Genomic DNA, 18,042 nt, shown 5'->3' on the forward strand with positions numbered 1-18,042 from the left:
CCTTCTTCTTTTTTATCTATTTCATTTATTGTTATGCTTCATTTAAAATAGTACCTGCATCTACCCCACTGTTCTTTTTCAGTAATTTCCAATGCGATAACATAGCATCACCCAAACTCATACTACGATAATTAACTCCAAAATCATGGGCTGTTTGTTTTACTATTTTCGTAATTGCCGGATAATGGATATGTGATACAGTTGGGAAAAGATGATGAGCAACATGCAGATTAAATCCACCCATCATGCCTGTAACCAATTTACTGTTTGGAGCAAAATCAGAAGTAACTATTAATTGGTGCTCCGACCAGGTATGATCCATTTTACCTTCTTCATTTGCCTGCGGGAAAACTGCATTTTCACCCACATGAGATGAAATGAGCGCCAGCAAAGCTAAAAAGCTTGAGGTGACGTGCATGGCAATAAAGGCCCCGAAGACCGCCCAAAAACTTACGGGAAGAAGCATTGCCGGCAAAACCAGCATATAGAAAAAATAAAACAGTTTAGCACCCAACAATATCAGCACCTGCACAACAGGATGTTTCACCCCTTTTTTGGGTCCCATTTCATCATCAAAAATATCTTTAAAATCTCTTACAAGAGTCCAGTTTAGCGTGTAAGAAAAGTAAAGGAGTGGCATGTATAGATGTTGAAAGCGGTGGAATTTTAAATAGGGGCTGTTATCTGCAATTCGTACAATTTTCGACTGCTTGATATCCACATCGTACCCAAACATATTCGGGTAAATATGATGTGACTCCAAATGCCGCATTCTCCATATATAATTGTTTGTTCCGAATATTTCGAGAAAATGAACCAGAACCAGGTTTGCTCTTTTATTCTTGAATATTGCTTCGTGAGCGGCATCATGCACCACATTTAAAAAGATCATCACTACTAATGATCCTAAACACACATAGGAAAGGTAAATGGCCCAAAGGCTTTTTACGTTAAATAAAAGATTAAAATAGGTTCCAAAGAACAAAATTATAAATACGATGATTTTAACAAAATAAGCTGTATTGGCATAACGGCTTAAGTTATTTTCCTCAAAATAATTATTGACACGCTGCTTAAGAGTTGGGTAGAAATCGTTTTGTCCTTCTTTTTTAAACTTAACTGATGTTGTATGCATGTTAATTGAAGGTTGTTTAGAGAGAATAAAACACTAATTGTTTAGATAAAATAAATATCAGGATGGTATTCGGCGCGGATTAAGTGCTCTTTCTAACAAAAATAGAAATTGTTTCGTGTTTTATTACGACAACTTTTGTGCCTTTTATAATAAAATCACCTTCGGAAAGTGCATCATAGCGCTCATTATCTATCAAAATTTTTCCGGCTGGTCGCAAATCGGTAAGTGCTATACCAATTGATCCGGTTAAATTTAATTTTGGAATCGAACTAACATAACCATCCGAAGCCTTTTGTTCATCTTTTAAAACAGCATGTTGAAACAATTGGCTGTTAAAAAGATTTTTACCAAAAATTAAGGCCAGAATAATCGAGCCGATCATTGAAACGATAACAATAACAAATGAATTCATCAATTTCCCTCCGGATAAACTAAAGTCGAACATATTATTTGCCACTAAACTGAAAGCTAAACCACAAATTATTAATATAATTCCCGATATCCCTGCAATTCCAAACCCGGGAATTATGAAAATTTCGGCAAGTAAAAGGAGAATTCCTATAACAAATAACAATATTTCCCAATTTGCCGCTAAACCCTGCAAATAAAGCGGAGCAAAAAACAATAATGCAGCAATAACAGCAACTAATAATGCAAAACCGATCCCTGGTGCTTGTAATTCAAAATAAATTCCGCCTATTATCAATAAAATTAGCACCCCACTTACAGCAGGTTTTGTTAAAAAATCAATAACATGATCGATCCAGGTGAGTTGCTGTACTTGCAGGTCATAGTTGGCAATATTCTCCTGTTTAAGAATATCGTAAATACTTTCGGCTTTACCGTCACAATACTTATTAGCAATCGCTTCGGAAGTGGTGAACGTTAAAACAGTGCCTTTTGCTTTTACTCCTTCAATTACTGTATTTGAGTCAACAAATGCCTCTGCGATCCTCGGGTCTCTCCCATTCGCTTCGGCCGTTGCCCTCATCAATGATCGCATATACGATTGGTACTTTTCAGGCATAATGGCTCCCGATTGATTTACAACACTGGCAGCGCCGATACTGGCAGCATTACGCATATAAATTTTATCACAAGCTATGGCTATCAAAGCGCCTGCAGATGCAGCATTATTATTTATGAAAACGATGGTTTTTATTGGCGACTCAAGGATTTTAGTTCTGATCGAATCGGCCATATCTAACATGCCGCCATAGGTGTTCATATCTATCACGATCAGATTTGCTTTTATTTTTTCAGCCTCATCATAAGCCTGTTTGGTTTTGCGCCAGGCAGCGGGTGCTATTTCTTCTCCAATTCTAAACTGATAGACTTTAAGCTTATCGGTAGTTTGGGCAACAATTGAGTTACTCAGCAGTAAAAAAAGAATGAATAAAAAGTAAATGCGTGCTATCATAGTTTTTGAAACAGTTCTCTTAACTTCGCTTTCATTTAAAAACGGAAATGACATTACCTAAAGATAATTTAAATCCTCATTTTTCTAAAGTATTTGAAGGTTTGGTGTGGAAAATGGATATTGATGAAAAGAACGACCTGGTAGCCCTTGAAATAAGAAATCCGGAAAACAAAACCACTTCTTTTTCATCTATCGATTTAAAAAACGGAGCCGTTCTTTTCGATAAACTTAAGCTTGAAGAACCTTGGTTTTGTGGTATTGAAACCATTTCAGATAAGGTTATTTTATTGCACCTGTATGCGGTTGATACTTCACCCGAACATCGGGGCATTCTTGCATTTGATGCTTATTCAGGAAAATTACTGTGGGAAAATTACAACCTCACCTTTTCGTCAGTGGGCCCTAATAGTTTCCTTGCATTTAATCCTAAAATTGAACCCCGAAAGTTTATACAGATCAACAAACAAAATGGGGAGGAATTAAAGGTTGAAATCGAAACAGTGGAAAGGAATTTCATAACTGCGATAAAACATCCACATGAAATTGACTGGGAACTTCTTCCTCCTGAATTAAAAAACAGTAATATTTCTGAAACAATAGAATACCTGCATCATGCTGACAGAAAAATTTACTCGTTATATATAAAAGATGATCAGGTAGTTACAAACATACTTTACGTTTTCAACATTGAAGGTGAAATGGTTTGGGAGGATAAAATCAGATTAAATGCACAAAAACCAAGTTTTGACACATTTTTTGTCTACAAAAACTACTTATTGTACATAAAAAATCGAACGGAATTTGTGTGTTATTTCTTATAATTGCGACACTTTACAATTAATATTTATGAAGAGACTTGCAACACTATTGTTATCGCTTTTAGGTGTAGTTACTATTGCAAAAGCGTCAACTGTTGACTCACTGGGAATTGGTGAATATAAAGGAAAACCGGTAATTCTTCATCTCATAGAAGCCAAAGAAAATTATTATTCTATAAGTCGTAAATATCATGTTAGTCCTTCGGACCTGATGACTTTTAATGACAATGCACCTATCAGAATTGGAGACACCTTAAAAATCAATAAAAAGAACCTAAGTCTTAAAAAAGTAGCTTCAAACACCACTACTGCTGCCACAGGAAAAGCCATTGAGCATACTGTTGTAAGCGGTGAAACAATGTTCTCCATTTCAAGAAAATACGGTGTTTCAGTTGAAGACATTTTAACCTGGAATGGACTTACTGATAATAGTGCTAAAATTGGTCAGAAATTAAAGATCATTCCTGGAACTAAAGCAGTTGCTCCGGCTACCGCTCCAGCAGCAAGCGTTCCTGTAGTAAAACCTGCTGAACAAACGGTAAAGGTTGAAAAACAAGAAGAGGTAAAAGTTAGCCCTAAAACTGTCCCTGTTGTAACCGAAGTTACTAAAGAAGATAGCGCCGAAACTGCAGATGCATCAGCGACCACGCCTGTTAAGGTTTCAGGTCGTGAAGTTCATGAAAGTGGTATGGCCACCTGGATCAGTGACAATGACCTAAACCAGGCCAAAAGTGTTGCTTTGCACCGCACCGCTCCAATTGGAACCATCGTTAAGATAACCAACCCAATGTCGAATAAAAGTGTCTACGTTAAAATTGTAGGCAACTTCCCTGAAAGCGCAGATACCAAGAATGTGTTGATCGTAATTTCTAAGTCAGCAGCTAATTTATTAGGTGTTCGCGATCAGAAGTTCCGTATCGACCTATCTTACGCTTTGTAGTCATAAAATGACCAGTAAACCATTTGTAATTGGTATTGCCGGCGGAAGCGGTTCCGGAAAAACCTTCTTTTTACGGTCTTTACTGGAATACTTTGAACCTGAAGAAATTTGTATTGTTTCTCAGGATGATTACTACATTCCGGTAGGTGATCTAAGTCCTGAGGAAAATAAACTTTATAATTTTGACCTTCCCCGAACAATTGATAACGATAAGTTTCAGGAAGATATACAACGATTGATCAAAGGTGAATCGGTATTTAAAAAGGAGTATACCTTCAATAATCCGAATGTGGTTCCTAAAATGCTGGAGTGTAAACCGGCTCCTATCCTGGTAATTGAAGGCTTATTTATTTTTCATTTTGAAGGCATTAATACCCTTTTAGACATGCGCATTTTTATTGATGCTCATGAAGAACTGGCGCTTAAGCGCCGCTTAAAAAGAGATTGGGAAGAAAGAGGTTATTCACACGATGAGGTTATGTACAAGTGGGAAAATCATGTTGTTCCGGCATATAATGAGTTTTTATTGCCTCATAAACTAAACGCCGACCTTGTGATTGAAAATAACGAAGTGCAGGATCTGGATTTCATGGGCTTTAAGCATGCCGTTGAAGAAAAGCGAATTAAAAAGAATATGTAAATCATCAGAGTGCATAAAAACAAAAACTCCCGATAGCATTACTGTCGGGAGTTTTTGTTTTTATTTCGAACTTAAAATTATATAGCCATTTCCGGGATTTCCCCTTCAATGATCAACTTTCCGGCGGTTGAGTTTTTAATGTGTTCAACGCTTACGCCCGGAGCACGTTCTAACAATTTAAAGCCTCCTTCAGGAAGTACATCAAACACGCCAAGCTCCGTTACGATCTTTTTAACGCAATTGGTGCCTGTTAAAGGTAATGTGCATGCTGGCAACAATTTCGATTCACCTGCTTTATTTACATGCTGCATGGCAACAATGATATTTTTTGCGGATGCTACCAAATCCATCGCACCACCCATACCCTTCACCATTTTTCCAGGAATTTTCCAATTAGCAATATCCCCGTTTTCCGAAACCTCCATTGCTCCCAGAATGGTCAAATCTACCTTACCAGCCCTGATCATTCCGAAACTTAAAGCTGAATCGAAAATGGAGCTACCTGGCAACGTGGTAATGGTTTGTTTACCTGCATTAATTAAATCAGGATCTTCTTCACCTTCGAAAGGAAAAGGCCCCATACCCAACAATCCGTTCTCTGACTGCAAGGTTACTGAAACTCCATGGGGAATATAATTGGCTACTAAGGTTGGAATACCAATTCCAAGGTTCACATAATAACCATCTTTTAATTCTTTTGCTATACGTTTAGCTATACCGTTTTTATCTAACATGTCAATTAAAGTAAAAAGTCCGAAGTAAAAAGTTTATCCTTTGGCTCTTACCGTCCTTTGTTCGATGCGTTTTTCATAGTCTTTGCCTTGGAAAATACGATGAACATAAATTCCGGGAGTGTGGATCTGATCAGGATCAAGTTCACCTGGCTCCACTAATTCCTCTACTTCGGCAATGGTAATTTTTCCTCCCATGGCCATCAGGGGATTAAAGTTTCTTGAAGTAGAACGATAGATAAGATTTCCATGCTTATCCCCTTTCCATGCTTTTATAATAGCAAAATCAGCATCAAATGCGTACTCCATCAAATAATCCTTGCCGTTAAAATTGCGTACTTCTTTACCTATGGCCACTTCGGTTCCAACACCAGCAGGAGTAAAAATAGCAGGCATACCATAACCGGCTGCCATACAACGTGTAGCCAGTGTGCCTTGCGGAATTAGCTCAACTTCCAACTCACCACTTAGTAACTGACGCTCAAACTCAGCGTTTTCGCCTACATATGAAGAGATCATTTTCTTTATCTGCTTTTGTTGAAGCAGCAAACCTAATCCGAAATCATCAACCCCCGCATTATTAGAGATACAGGTCAGGTTCTTCACATTTTTTTTAACTAAAGCTGCAATTGAATTCTCGGGAATACCGCATAAACCGAAACCGCCTACCATTAATGTAGAGCCATCGGCAATGTCTTTTACCGCTTCAACAGCATTAGCAACTACTTTGTTCATAAGAAATATTTGAATAATTTATTGATACTTAAGATTTAGCATTTGAATCTCATGGATTCAATTTGCAATAAATTGGTGTTCTAAAATAGTACTAATACATCAATAAATGCATTAAACTTTATTTAAAGTTTAGAATGCTGGTAATTTATATTCCCTTAAGTTTATTTAAAATTTGTCTAAATAATATTTGTATTCAATCTAAATAATGCTTTATATTTGCTCAGCTTTTAAGAACAGATGCAAGAGATAAAGTTTTTAGATTCAGAAGTTTGTACCATCTCGGTTATTCCAACCGATCCCGAATTAAAAAAGGGTTTAAATATTTATGTAGGTGGATGTTGTGCTTTTAAAAAATGCTGCAAAAAATATAAACGTGGCAAAGCCTGCAGAAGCTGTCCTAAACGATAGATTCATTTTAATATACTCCAAGAGCCCAAAAGAAATTTTCTTTTGGGTTCTTCCTTTAAATGAAGTTCTTTATGATTCAAAACCGATCAGCACTAAAAACTGAGGAGGATAATTCATCTTGTTCGGTTCTGTTGGTCGGCCTCATAGCCGGCCGAGGCCTAGACCCTTTCTACTTAATGAGAAAGTGTCCAAAGAATCAAGGCTACGCAACTTTAGCTAAAAGATTCTAAAAAGACTATCTACAATTCGAGCCGTTTCGCTTTGCTTCACTTCTCCGAATTGCTTTACTTCATCTCCTATTCAACTTTACTACTCGTCCTTTTAAAATCTTTTTATACGCTAAAGTTACTGAGGCCAATCCTTGCAACCTGCTAGTGTAAGCAGATGTATAGGCGAACATTGCCTAAGAATCGGTCAACCATCCGTTGATAATAAATAATTGCATCATTAATGCAAAATCATTCAATATTCCCGTAAGGAACCTTGGCCAATTCAGGCCAGTGCGGTATGCTTGAAGGCGAATTGGACGTCCCGGTTGAACCGGGATCGGGAATATTCGGTCCGCCTGACCGCGGAAGGCAAAACCTCCATATGATACTGAACTTAATTTCCTGATCCCAAAACCTCTACTCCTTTTGCATTTGAATGCAACCGCTTTGCTAAACACTTTCAATAACAAAGACTATTGATCCAGTAAAGCAATAATCCGCAATGGAGCTCCACTTCCACCACCTATTTTCATTGGCAAGGCAACAATATTAAAATCTTTATCAGGCAGCAAGTCAAGGTTAGCTACATTTTCAAATATGGGTACCTCCTCTTTAGTTAAAATAATATGTGTTTCATAAGTTGAGGATTGTCCGAAATCAATACTTGGTGTATCAATTCCAACAGCCTTTATTTTGCGTTCTTTAATTAACCAGTCCGCAGTTAAAGGCGACAAGCCTGGAAAATGCAGCATCTTAACTCCGTCACTTCCTTTTTTATCGGTGCCCATGTATTTGGTACGATCCGGCCAAAATTTACCGTATCCTGTTCTCAACAATACAATTGTTCCCGGTTTTAATTGGCCATTTTTTGATTCCCAGCGTAAAATATCTTCCTTGCTTATCAAATAATCAGCATTAGCGGAACAAGCCTGAACAATATCCACCACCACAGCTTCACCTATTAATTTGTCGAGCGGAATTTGGTCAACGGTTGCCCTGTTTTTATAAAAATGAGCAGGCGCATCAAAATGAGTACCTCCATGTTCGGCGGCACAAAAGGTGTTTGCCTCATAATGATACCCTTTTTCTGTTTCCCCTTTAAAACCTACGGTAAGTTGAAAGCCGTTTTCGGTAGGCCAGTAAATTGTTTCCTTGTCGAAAGAGTAAGTAAGATCGATAATTTTCTTGCCTGATACTTGGGCGAAAACTGACTCAGGTTGAGCGAATAGCAATATAAAAGCTATAAAGGCCCATGCATAATTTTTCATTTTTATTGAATTAGCATTCAATAAATTACAAAAAAAGAGGCTTTCCGAAAAGAATAGCCTCTAGTATCATCGTTATGCTGAAAAAATACTATCGAGTTAAAAACTCAATACAGTGTTTCGCGCGCGAGCTGGGTTTCTCTGGTGCAAAGACTTACGCAACCCTGCCTAACTCTTAACCGAACAGTTGGGGTTTTATTGATTGTAATCAAAAATTGAAAAAACCAACAACCATACCTTTGTTTTTAATTAACCAATTTTTCAACCTTAATATATAAAGATCATGGATTTTTTAAAGCGATTAGTAAATATTAACGACGAAATTGACAACTATGTCCATTATATAATTAAGTTACTAAGCGAATCTGAGGCTATTAAAAAAATGAATATTCAACCAAATTATGACAATTGGATATCATTCATTATTGCAGAAATAGATTTTCGGAATCACAGGAAAGGTTTAACTCCAAAATACAAAGCATCATATACTGATCTTATTTATGATGTTAGAAATCGCGTTAGCTATAAAGACATCCTTGAGCAGATGAATGGTTATAATGCGCCAAACTTAAACTCGGCATCATTTTCATTAACCAGAGTATATATGAAACATGTTTGGGGAATAACGGACCGAAGGTTATCAGACCCAATTCAACTGACATTTTTTTCAAAAGTTTGTTCAGGCTTAAGAGAGTTTATCATGGATAGATATGAAAAAGTAATGATCTATCGTAAATCAAAGGCTTAACTTTTCCTTTTGCGCATTAGCAATGCGTGTGAAATACTTTTATACGTTAAAACAATAAAGCTCGAGTATTTGTAGACTGCTCGAGCTTTATGATTTGGGTTGCTATTTTGTATTACAAACACTAACAAGTGTTTCGCACGCGTTGCAAACGCGCGCGAGCTTGGTTAATCTAAAAACGCTATTTCTAACAAGCCTTTTTGATTGCCTAAAAAAGCAGACTCTATATAAAGTATTTAAATACCAAATTACTTAAGTTTCACAATCGAAATCCCATCCCCGCCTCTATCCGGGTGTTCATCTTCAACTGAATCAACGCCGGTGTATTTTTTCAGGTAATCCCGGATGAGTTTTCTTAAAATACCGTCACCTCGGCCGTGGATAATTCGCAAGGAGTTCATACCCATCATCAATGCACGATCGAGGTACTTTTCAATCTCGTAAAGCGTTTCCTCACCTCGCATACCCCTTACATCAATTTCAGGGTTAAACGAAGTACGCTGCTGGATCTGATACTCGGCATAGCCGCTGGTTTTACTTTGCTTTTGCTGATCCTTATTCTGAATCTTTTCCAGCCTGTTCAATTTTACCACCGATAACAGATCACCAATGGCAATTACCGCGTTCGATTTATTCAACTCAATCACTTTACCTGTTGCATCGGTATCCATTAGTTTCACCCAATCGCCAATGGCCAATGGTTGCGCCTCTTTTTTATGCGCTGCTTTTTCAGGTTTGGTTTGAAGTTTTTGCTGTTCGGTAGTTAGCTTTTCACGGGCTTGCTTAGTTTTTTCCTTATCAGCCTTCGCATGTTTTATTTCGGCAATAGTATTTTCAACCAGTTTATTAGCGCCGCGAATAATGTCCTGAGCCTGTTGCTTGGCATCATTTACCAGCTTTTTGCGGTTCTCGTCATAATACTCTTTCAGCTTCTTATTTTCTTCAAGAAGCTCATTCAAACGTTTCTGGCGTTTTTCAATCTCTACCTTGGTATCGTAAACCTGCTTTTTCTCACGCTCAAGGTCCACCAATAAAGTATCTACTTTTTTCTGCTGATCGCCAATTTTGATCTTGGCCAGTTTTAAAACCTGCTCCGGCAAACCTATTTTCTGAGCTATTTCAAATGCATACGAACTACCCGGTTTTCCCAATTGCAGCACGTACATCGGCTGCATATGCTCATTATCAAACAACATGGAAGCATTTTCAAGCCCATCGGTATTATTGGCAAATAGTTTCAGGTTTGAATAGTGAGTAGTAATAACGCCTTTTACTTTCTTTTGGTTCAGCACTTGTAAAACCGCTTCGGCAATGGGTCCGCCAAATTGAGGGTCGGTACCGGTACCAAACTCATCGATCATTACCAGGGTATGAAAATTGGCCATCTCTACAAAATATTTCATTTTAGTAAGATGGGCACTGTAGGTACTTAAATCGCTTTCAATCGACTGATCATCGCCAATATCTACCAAAACCCTTCTAAAAACGCCCATTTCGGAGAAATTATCGGCTGGAATTAACATGCCGGCCTGCAACATTAATTGAAGCAAACCTACCGTTTTCATACAAACCGATTTCCCTCCGGCATTAGGTCCTGATACCAAAACAACGCGGCCACGGTCATCAATTTTAATATTTAAGGGAACAACCGTTTGTCCGCTTTGCTTAAAGTTTAAATACAAAAGCGGGTGTCGTGCATTGCTCAATTTCAGTGATGGCTCATTCTTAAGAATCGGCATACTGGCATCTAGCTTAATGGCCAGTGATGCTTTTGCCCTAATGAAATCGATCTTTGTTAAAAGGCTGTGATAGGAGTTTAATAACGGAGAATACGGACGCACCTCGTTGGTTAACGAAGTAAGGATCTTTACAATTTCACGGCGTTTTTCAAACTCAAGGTCCCGAACCTTATTATTCAGTTCAAAAACTTCTGCCGGTTCTAAGTAAATAGTTTGCCCGGTAGCCGATTCATCATGAATAAAGCCTTTCATTTTACGCTTATGCTCCGCCAAAACAGGAATTACCAAGCGACCATCCCGGATCGTTAAACTTCCATCGGCGCTCCAACCTTCTTTTATCGCATTCCGGAAAATTACATCCAATCTCCTTCTCGACTCACTCTCGGCTGATGAAATTTCACGTATCACTTTTTGAAGTTCCGGAGTGGCATTGGGCCTTAATTTCCCTTTCGGATCAATAACAGCATCAATACTTTTCAGAATTTTTTGCTCAACCACCAAACCTTCAAACAAGGTTTGCAGATTCGGATACAGCTCTTCGCGGTCTTTGAAGTATTTTATAGTTTGAAATACCGTGGTAAGCACCAGGGTAAGCGAATAAAAATCTTCTTCCGACAAAAAGGTTCCTTCCACCCTGATCTTATTGACCAGGTATTGAATATCCAAGTAGTTGGAGGCAGGAAAAGGCGTATCGTTAACTAATACTTCTTTGAATTCGGCGGTTTGCGAAAGCAACTTTTTAAGCAACTCATAATTGGTAATGAATTGCATTTTATCAACAAGGTTTTTGCCCATCGAACTCAAGCATTCGTGGCGCAATAACTCTTTAATTTCACTAAAACCTAATTTATCTCCTACGTTTTCGGGGTATAGCACGTTATATTATATTTTTTTTACCTGGGGCTTTTTCACGCTAAAAAAAGACTTTTTACGAATAGAATCCCTGGTTCTTAATACTGAATCTCTTTTATGTTTTTCTTTTTGCAAATTCTTCTTGATCAAAGTCGAATCAATTTTTGGCCTCGCTTCGGCCGAAAGTTTACTTTGTCGTTTCGATAAACTATCGATCATTTGCTCATACATCTTATCCATCACATCGGGATGTTTCAGATAATACTCCATACTGCTTCTAAACTGAGCCGTATCGACCTTATACTTTTTTAAAACAAACAAATAAGAAGCCTTGGTAACTCTTTTGGCTGAATCGTCTTTTACGATCCGGTATGATCTCGACTCGATCAAATGCATGTCGGTTAACAAATACCTCATTTTATCCTGTGGGATAAGGTTGGCAGGTTTATCATTGGTACTACAACCGGCAAATACCAATAAGATCAAACTCAAATACCAATGTTTATCAATCCTTAATCTGCTACATTTTTTCAAATAATCTCTCACTCTATCAATCCTTATAAATGTTGTTGAACATGCTCTTTTCATATTGTAAATTTGCAAACCATCGAAAAGGCGGTTTGGTTTCTGTCTAATAAGCTTTTCGTTTTAATAATCCGTAAAATTATACATTAATGAGCATCTCTGCTAACATCAACGACTTTAAAAAGCAATTAGGCGCTGTAAAGGTTAAATTAATCGCTGTTTCAAAAACGCAACCTATCGAAAAGATACAGGAAGCGTATGATGCAGGGCACAAAATATTTGGAGAAAACCAGGTTCAGGAAATGGTGGAAAAGCATGAAGCTTTGCCAAAAGATATCGAATGGCACCTGATCGGCCACCTTCAAACTAATAAAGTAAAGTACATTGCACCCTTTGTAAGCGTTATTCATTCTGTGGATAGCCTGAAATTACTTCAGGAGATCAATAAGCAAGCATTGAAGAATAACCGCATAATTGACTGTCTGTTTCAAGTATACATTGCCGATGAGGACACCAAATTTGGTTTGGGTTATGATGAACTGATCGAACTTTTACGATCGGAAGAGTTTGCCGAACTTAAGAATGTTAGAATTACCGGTGTAATGGGAATTGCGACCAATACCAACAACCAGAAACAAATTAAAGAGGAATTTTATGAGCTGGCCACGCTTTTTAATGGCTTAAAAACGGCCTTTTTCAGAAAGCAGCCTGAGTTCAAAGAAATTTCGATGGGCATGTCGAGCGATTACCTGGTTGCCATTGAACAAGGCAGCACTATGATCAGGGTTGGAAGTGCCATTTTTGGTGTAAGAAGTAGAAAACCGTAGGTTGCATTCAGTCGGCAGTATTCAGTCTGCTGTAGGCAGTCGACAGTACTCAATAAATAGTAGGAGAAAACGGCAATTAGGTCTAATTGCTTATAAAGCTAATCGCTAATAACTAATTGCTAACAGCTATGTCAATACACATTAGAGACGCCAGAAAAGAAGACTGTCCGCGTCTTTTAGAACTGATAAAAGAACTGGCCGAATATGAAAAGGCACCTGATGAAGTAACCGTAACACTTGAACATTTTGAAGAAACCGGATTTGGTGTAAATCCTGTTTGGAAAGCTTTTGTGGCCGAGAAAGATGGTTATGTGGTAGGTTTTGCCTTGTATTATGTGAGATATTCGACCTGGAAAGGCTCGAGGATGTACCTGGAAGATATTTTAGTTACCGAAGAAATGCGTGGTGCAGGTATTGGCAAGCTGCTGTTCGACCGATTGATCGTTGAAGCCCGCGAAAAGAATTTTAACGGCATGGTTTGGCAGGTTTTAGAATGGAACGAACCGGCTATCAATTTTTATAAAAAATACCAAGCTGCTTTTGATGCCGAATGGATAAATTGCAGCATTGAAATAAAATGAGTGAAGGAATGAATGATAAAATGATTGAATAAATCCTAGACTTCTATCATTCTCCCATTCTATCATTCCATTATTTTTGATCCAAAGTACACATAAAAACAAAAACCAAGATTAATGCAAATATTCAAGTTTGGCGGAGCTTCAGTAAAGAATGCCAGTGGTGTTAAAAATCTCTCAAAAATTATAAAAGAATACGGTCCGAAGGAATTGTTGATTGTGGTTTCGGCTATGGGTAAAACCACCAATGCCCTGGAAGACCTGACCAAATCATTCTTCAACGGAAATGAAGATATGCATGAAATTTTTGACAAGATCAAAAATTATCATTTTGACATTATTGATGAACTTTTTGAAAACAATGAAAGACAAACCGTTCATGATGAAGTTGCCAATGCTTTTGTTGAGATCGATTGGATATTAGAAGATGAACCTCATGAGGATTATGATTTTGTGTATGACCAGATCGTTTCTATAGGTGAACTGGTTTCGACCAAAATAGTTGCGCATTATTTGAATACCCAACAACCCACCAAATGGATCGATGCACGTAGTTTTATCCAAACCGATAACACCTATCGTGAAGGTAAAGTAGATTGGGACTTATCCTCTAATTTGATTAAAAATGAGCTTTCAGGTGTTTTAAAAGGCTCTATAATAGTAACACAGGGTTTTATTGGAAGTACTTCGGAAAACTTTACCACCACCTTAGGTAGAGAGGGCTCAGATTATAGTGCAGCCATTTTTGCCTATAGCCTGGATGCTGAGCGCATGACGATCTGGAAAGATGTTCCGGGGGTTTTAAATGCAGACCCTAAATGGTTTGATGAAACGCAAAAGTTAGATCAGCTTTCGTATTTAGATGCCATTGAATTGGCTTATTATGGCGCTACCGTCATTCACCCTAAAACCATTAAGCCGCTGCAAAACAAGCAGATTCCGCTGTATGTTCAGTCGTTTATTAAACCGGAGGAAAGTGGAACGGTAATCAGCAATGAATCGGCTAAAAACATCATTCCTTCCTTTATTTTTAAGGTAAAACAGGTGTTGATTTCGATCTCTCCTACCGATTTTTCGTTTATTGTAGAAGAGAATTTGAGTGATATATTCGAACTGTTTCATGACCATGGCGTTAAAATTAACACCATGCATAATTCGGCCATCAGCTTTTCGGTAAGCGTCGATTTTGATGAGCGCAAAACACCAGCTTTAATTGATAGCTTAAAGAAAACCTTTAAGGTTCGTTACAACGATAACCTTGAACTGATCACCATCAGGCATTACAATCAGGCAACGATTGACCGTGTTTTGGTTGATAAGGACATTTTGCTGGAAGTACGCAGCAGGCATACCATACAAATGGTAGTTAAAGATCTTAGTAAATAAAACAAGAAGGCCGTCTCCAAAAGACGGCCTTCTTGTTTAACTCCATTTATTTAGTAATCCAGCGTTCCAAAAACACCTTTTTTATAATCTTCAATTGCCTGTAATGTTTCTTCGGGCGTATTCATTACAAAATTATCTTTAGCGGCAACTGGTTCATCAATTGGTTCGGCCGATAAGAATAGCAATTGTGCATCTTCATTAGCCGTAAGCTTTATTTCATCTCCATCCTTTTCAAAAACAATGAGATTATGCTCTGTAACCACTTGTAGATCGTTAATGGTAACTGAACCATGCGCCACATAGATCAGGGTCCAATAACCGGCTTTAACCGGAAAATCAACGGTTTTACCTTTAGCTACTTCCCCAATAATTGAAATAACGGCCGTAAAGGAACGCTTCATACCTCCTACTTTGCCCTCAAACTCTCCTGATGCCAAACGAAGCGACACTCCCTCCTGCTGTAATACCTCAGGCAATTCGCTTTTACGGGCAAACTGGTAAAACGGGGCATCCCATTTATGCGCTTTTGGAACATTCACCCAAATCTGGATCAGCTCATAAACACCACCTTGTTGAATGTATTCCTTCGTCGGTCCTTCACTATGCAGAAGCCCTTTTCCGGCAAACATCCATTGCACATCTCCCCCTTCAACCACCATGTCATGACCTGCATTATCTTTATGGTAGCCTTGCCCCTGCAGCATAAATGTAACCGGAGCAAAACCACGGTGCGGATGCGGATGGATCCTGAACTCTTGCGAACCCGGCAAAATAGTTTGTGGCCTTAAATGATGGACCACAATAAAAGGATTAGCAAAACGAAAATCTTTATGAGGCAAAGGCTGCAATACTACTTCGGTATCCGTAATGTTCTTTTCGCGACCCAAAAGCAGGTGGGAAATGTTCTTTTTCATGGTTTAGCTGGATTTTATAAACAACAAAGTTCGGTTAAAGATCAACCGAACTTTGCTGTAACAATTTATTGAATTGATCCGAATTTACCTGCATTGAAATCATCAATTGCCTGAACAATCTCTTCCTTGGTATTCATCACAAATGGCCCATAGCTTACAATCGGTTCGTTGATCGGTTCACCGCTCAATACCATTGCGTAGCTGTCTTCATCGGCTTTCAGCTTAATGGTTTCACCTTCATGCTTAAACAAAACGAAATCTTTATGACCTGCCTTTTGTTCATCATTTATAGTGAAACTGCCTTTGGTTACCAAAATCATGGTGTTGTTGGAAGCCGGAATATCAAAACTGACCTCCGCTCCCGCAACCATTCTTAGATCATACATTTCAATTGGAGTAAAGGTACTTGCAGCACCTTGAATACCTTTAAAATTACCGGCAATGATGCGGTTTACGCTTCCCTTATCATCAATTTTATAAACACTGATATTTTCATTGGTAATTGCCTGATACTTAGGTGGACTCATTTTATCTTTGGCCGGCAAGTTCACCCATATTTGGATAAAATGCTGAATGCCTCCTTTTTCGGCAAATGCTTGCGACTGAAACTCATCATGCATTAAACCCGAAGCGGCGGTCATCCATTGCACATCATCGGCACTGATTACGCCACCGCCACCTGAAGAATCACGATGTTCAATCTGCCCTTCGTAAGCAATACTTACTGTTTCAAATCCCCGGTGAGGGTGCTCTCCAACACCTCTTCGGTAATCTGAAGGCGGAAAATTATACGGCATATTATAATCCAGCATAATAAACGGGTTGGTTTGCTGGGCAATATTAGCCGGACCTGGTATATAGTTGGATACACGGAAACCATCTCCCACCATATGAGGAGATGCTCCGCTAAGTACTTGTTTTATTTGTTTTGTTGCCATTTTATTAACCTTTTAATGATTATTTAAACCATGTTTATTCTCGATGCACCTAACGGTTAATGATAAAACGTAGTTTAAGCTTCAACAACTTCAGCCAATTGAATTTCGGCAGAAAGCCTCACATCATCGCTTACCAAAACGCCTCCTGTTTCAAGGGCTGCATTCCAATTTAAGCCGAAATCTTTTCTGTTTATTTTACCCTGGATACTGAAACCAGCTTTTTTATTACCCCAGGGATCTTTACCTGAACCACCAAACTCCACTTTAAGTTTAACAGATTTGGTTACGTCTTTTATTGTCAGGTTACCTGTAAGTTCATATTCTTCGTCATCAACTTTGTTAAACTCAGTTGAAACAAATTTTAACTGCGGATAGTTTGCCGCATCAAAGAAATCAGGTGATTTTAAATGATCATCGCGTTGGGTATTACCCGTAGAGATCGAAGAAATATCTGCAGTGAATGCAATGCTGGCCTGATCAAAATCTTCCCCCGTTGATTCAACGTCCACATCAAACTTACCAAAATTACCGGTTACATTGCTAACCATCATGTGTTTTACTTTAAATTGAATTTCGCTATGCGAAGGGTCAATCGCCCATTTTGAGTTTGCCATATTATTAGAATTTAGATTTTACTTATTTTAAAAAATTATTTGTTTAAACATCTATTTAGGTAAAAAAAGGACCTATCCTCTTAGCTTATCCAACAGATCACTGAGTTGCTCAGCATCGTGTTTACTAAATCTGTTTTTAATCGAATCAAGAAAAATAGTTAATGGAACATCGATCGCTGTTAGAAGTTCTAATCCTTTATCAGTAATTGTTATATCCATTTTTCTTCTATTGTGCTCGCAAAGTTTCCGGTCGATCAGTTCTTTAACAACCATTTTATCGAGTAAACGTGTAATATCATTACCCTTATCGAGCATTACTTTTTTTATTTCGCCTGGCGATACCGGGTTTGGGTGCTTTCCTCTGATAATTCTTAGTATATTAAAGTGCTGAGGCAAAATATCATACTGCTTAAAATGCTCGTTTTGCAGATCACGCAACCAGTTATTGGTAAATATTAAATTGATGATCGCCTTCTGATAGCTATCTTCAAATTTCTCCTGTAATATTTCCTGTTCAATTTTCACACTACAAATATAGTAAAAACAATATTTGTTGCAACAAATATTTTCGTAACAATTCAAATACTTATTTCTTCCCTGCTTACAATAAACCTAACCTCTTC

18 protein-coding genes are annotated in these 18,042 nt (G+C 38.1%); 7 read left to right on the forward strand and 11 right to left on the reverse strand.

The genetic code is table 11. The annotated features are described in order from the left end of the window. Positions 1–31: 31 nt before the first annotated feature. Both C3K47_RS11640 and C3K47_RS11645 read right to left on the reverse strand, forming a co-directional pair. Positions 32–1,135: a fatty acid desaturase family protein gene (locus C3K47_RS11640; RefSeq protein ID WP_103789310.1), complete on the reverse strand. Its 1,104-nt coding sequence runs from the start codon at positions 1,133–1,135 to the stop codon at positions 32–34. Between the two features lie 79 nt (positions 1,136–1,214). Further along, positions 1,215–2,555, reverse strand: coding sequence for an NfeD family protein (locus tag C3K47_RS11645; protein ID WP_103789387.1), 1,341 nt, complete (start codon positions 2,553–2,555; stop codon positions 1,215–1,217). 47 nt (positions 2,556–2,602) lie between these two features. On the opposite strand from C3K47_RS11645, the gene C3K47_RS11650 reads away from it, so the two are divergent. From C3K47_RS11650 to C3K47_RS11660, 3 genes are read left to right on the forward strand one after another with little or no spacing between them, the layout of a single operon-like run. Beyond that, complete coding sequence (locus C3K47_RS11650) at positions 2,603–3,376, forward strand: DUF4905 domain-containing protein (RefSeq protein WP_103789311.1); 774 nt, start codon at positions 2,603–2,605, stop codon at positions 3,374–3,376. Positions 3,377–3,401: 25 nt separating this feature from the next. Further along, positions 3,402–4,313 carry a LysM peptidoglycan-binding domain-containing protein gene (locus C3K47_RS11655; protein ID WP_103789312.1) on the forward strand — a complete coding sequence of 304 codons (912 nt, stop codon included), beginning with the start codon at positions 3,402–3,404 and terminating at the stop codon, positions 4,311–4,313. A 7-nt stretch (positions 4,314–4,320) separates the two neighbouring features. Further along, the gene (locus tag C3K47_RS11660; protein ID WP_103789313.1) at positions 4,321–4,953 is read left to right on the forward strand and encodes a uridine kinase family protein; all 633 of its coding nucleotides are present in this window, start codon (positions 4,321–4,323) and stop codon (positions 4,951–4,953) included. A 77-nt stretch (positions 4,954–5,030) separates the two neighbouring features. Here C3K47_RS11660 and C3K47_RS11665 read toward each other — a convergent pair whose 3' ends face one another. From C3K47_RS11665 to C3K47_RS11680, 3 genes are all read right to left on the reverse strand, one after another. Then, the gene (locus C3K47_RS11665) at positions 5,031–5,687 is read right to left on the reverse strand and encodes a CoA transferase subunit B (protein WP_103789314.1); all 657 of its coding nucleotides are present in this window, start codon (positions 5,685–5,687) and stop codon (positions 5,031–5,033) included. Positions 5,688–5,720: 33 nt separating this feature from the next. Then, the gene (locus C3K47_RS11670; RefSeq protein WP_103789315.1) at positions 5,721–6,419 is read right to left on the reverse strand and encodes a CoA transferase subunit A; all 699 of its coding nucleotides are present in this window, start codon (positions 6,417–6,419) and stop codon (positions 5,721–5,723) included. Between the two features lie 1,090 nt (positions 6,420–7,509). After that, complete coding sequence (locus tag C3K47_RS11680; RefSeq protein WP_103789317.1) at positions 7,510–8,304, reverse strand: cyclase family protein; 795 nt, start codon at positions 8,302–8,304, stop codon at positions 7,510–7,512. A gap of 280 nt (positions 8,305–8,584) precedes the next feature. Here C3K47_RS11680 and C3K47_RS11685 point away from each other — a divergent pair, with 280 nt between their 5' ends. Continuing rightward, positions 8,585–9,049, forward strand: a complete 465-nt coding sequence (locus C3K47_RS11685) for a hypothetical protein (protein ID WP_103789318.1) — start codon at positions 8,585–8,587, stop codon at positions 9,047–9,049. 245 nt (positions 9,050–9,294) lie between these two features. Here C3K47_RS11685 and C3K47_RS11690 read toward each other — a convergent pair whose 3' ends face one another. After that, on the reverse strand, positions 9,295–11,661 hold the full coding sequence (locus tag C3K47_RS11690) for an endonuclease MutS2 (RefSeq protein WP_103789319.1): 2,367 nt from the start codon (positions 11,659–11,661) through the stop codon (positions 9,295–9,297). 6 nt (positions 11,662–11,667) lie between these two features. Beyond that, positions 11,668–12,129 (reverse strand): DUF4296 domain-containing protein, encoded by a 462-nt coding sequence (locus C3K47_RS11695; RefSeq protein WP_165784687.1) that lies wholly within the window; start codon positions 12,127–12,129, stop codon positions 11,668–11,670. A 182-nt stretch (positions 12,130–12,311) separates the two neighbouring features. Between C3K47_RS11695 and C3K47_RS11700 the strand changes: the two genes are divergently transcribed. The 3 genes from C3K47_RS11700 to C3K47_RS11710 all read left to right on the forward strand — a co-directional run bounded on the left by C3K47_RS11700 (position 12,312) and on the right by C3K47_RS11710 (position 14,953). Further along, positions 12,312–12,989 carry a YggS family pyridoxal phosphate-dependent enzyme gene (locus C3K47_RS11700; protein ID WP_103789321.1) on the forward strand — a complete coding sequence of 226 codons (678 nt, stop codon included), beginning with the start codon at positions 12,312–12,314 and terminating at the stop codon, positions 12,987–12,989. A gap of 128 nt (positions 12,990–13,117) precedes the next feature. Further along, positions 13,118–13,570, forward strand: coding sequence for a GNAT family N-acetyltransferase (locus C3K47_RS11705; protein ID WP_103789322.1), 453 nt, complete (start codon positions 13,118–13,120; stop codon positions 13,568–13,570). 114 nt (positions 13,571–13,684) lie between these two features. After that, the gene (locus tag C3K47_RS11710) at positions 13,685–14,953 is read left to right on the forward strand and encodes an aspartate kinase (RefSeq protein ID WP_103789323.1); all 1,269 of its coding nucleotides are present in this window, start codon (positions 13,685–13,687) and stop codon (positions 14,951–14,953) included. 50 nt (positions 14,954–15,003) lie between these two features. On the opposite strand, the gene C3K47_RS11715 is transcribed toward C3K47_RS11710, so the two are convergent. The 4 genes from C3K47_RS11715 to C3K47_RS11730 form a co-directional block, all read right to left on the reverse strand. After that, positions 15,004–15,867, reverse strand: coding sequence for a pirin family protein (locus C3K47_RS11715; RefSeq protein ID WP_103789324.1), 864 nt, complete (start codon positions 15,865–15,867; stop codon positions 15,004–15,006). Positions 15,868–15,932: 65 nt separating this feature from the next. Next, entirely contained in the window at positions 15,933–16,805 is an 873-nt protein-coding gene (locus tag C3K47_RS11720) for a pirin family protein (protein WP_103789325.1), read from the reverse strand. 74 nt (positions 16,806–16,879) lie between these two features. Beyond that, positions 16,880–17,419, reverse strand: coding sequence for a YceI family protein (locus tag C3K47_RS11725; RefSeq protein ID WP_103789326.1), 540 nt, complete (start codon positions 17,417–17,419; stop codon positions 16,880–16,882). A gap of 72 nt (positions 17,420–17,491) precedes the next feature. Next, positions 17,492–17,944 carry a MarR family winged helix-turn-helix transcriptional regulator gene (locus tag C3K47_RS11730; RefSeq protein WP_103789327.1) on the reverse strand — a complete coding sequence of 151 codons (453 nt, stop codon included), beginning with the start codon at positions 17,942–17,944 and terminating at the stop codon, positions 17,492–17,494. Positions 17,945–18,042: the final 98 nt, after the last annotated feature.

The sequence above is a fragment of the Solitalea longa genome (genome assembly GCF_002920915.1).
GTDB lineage: Bacteria > Bacteroidota > Bacteroidia > Sphingobacteriales > Sphingobacteriaceae > Solitalea > Solitalea longa.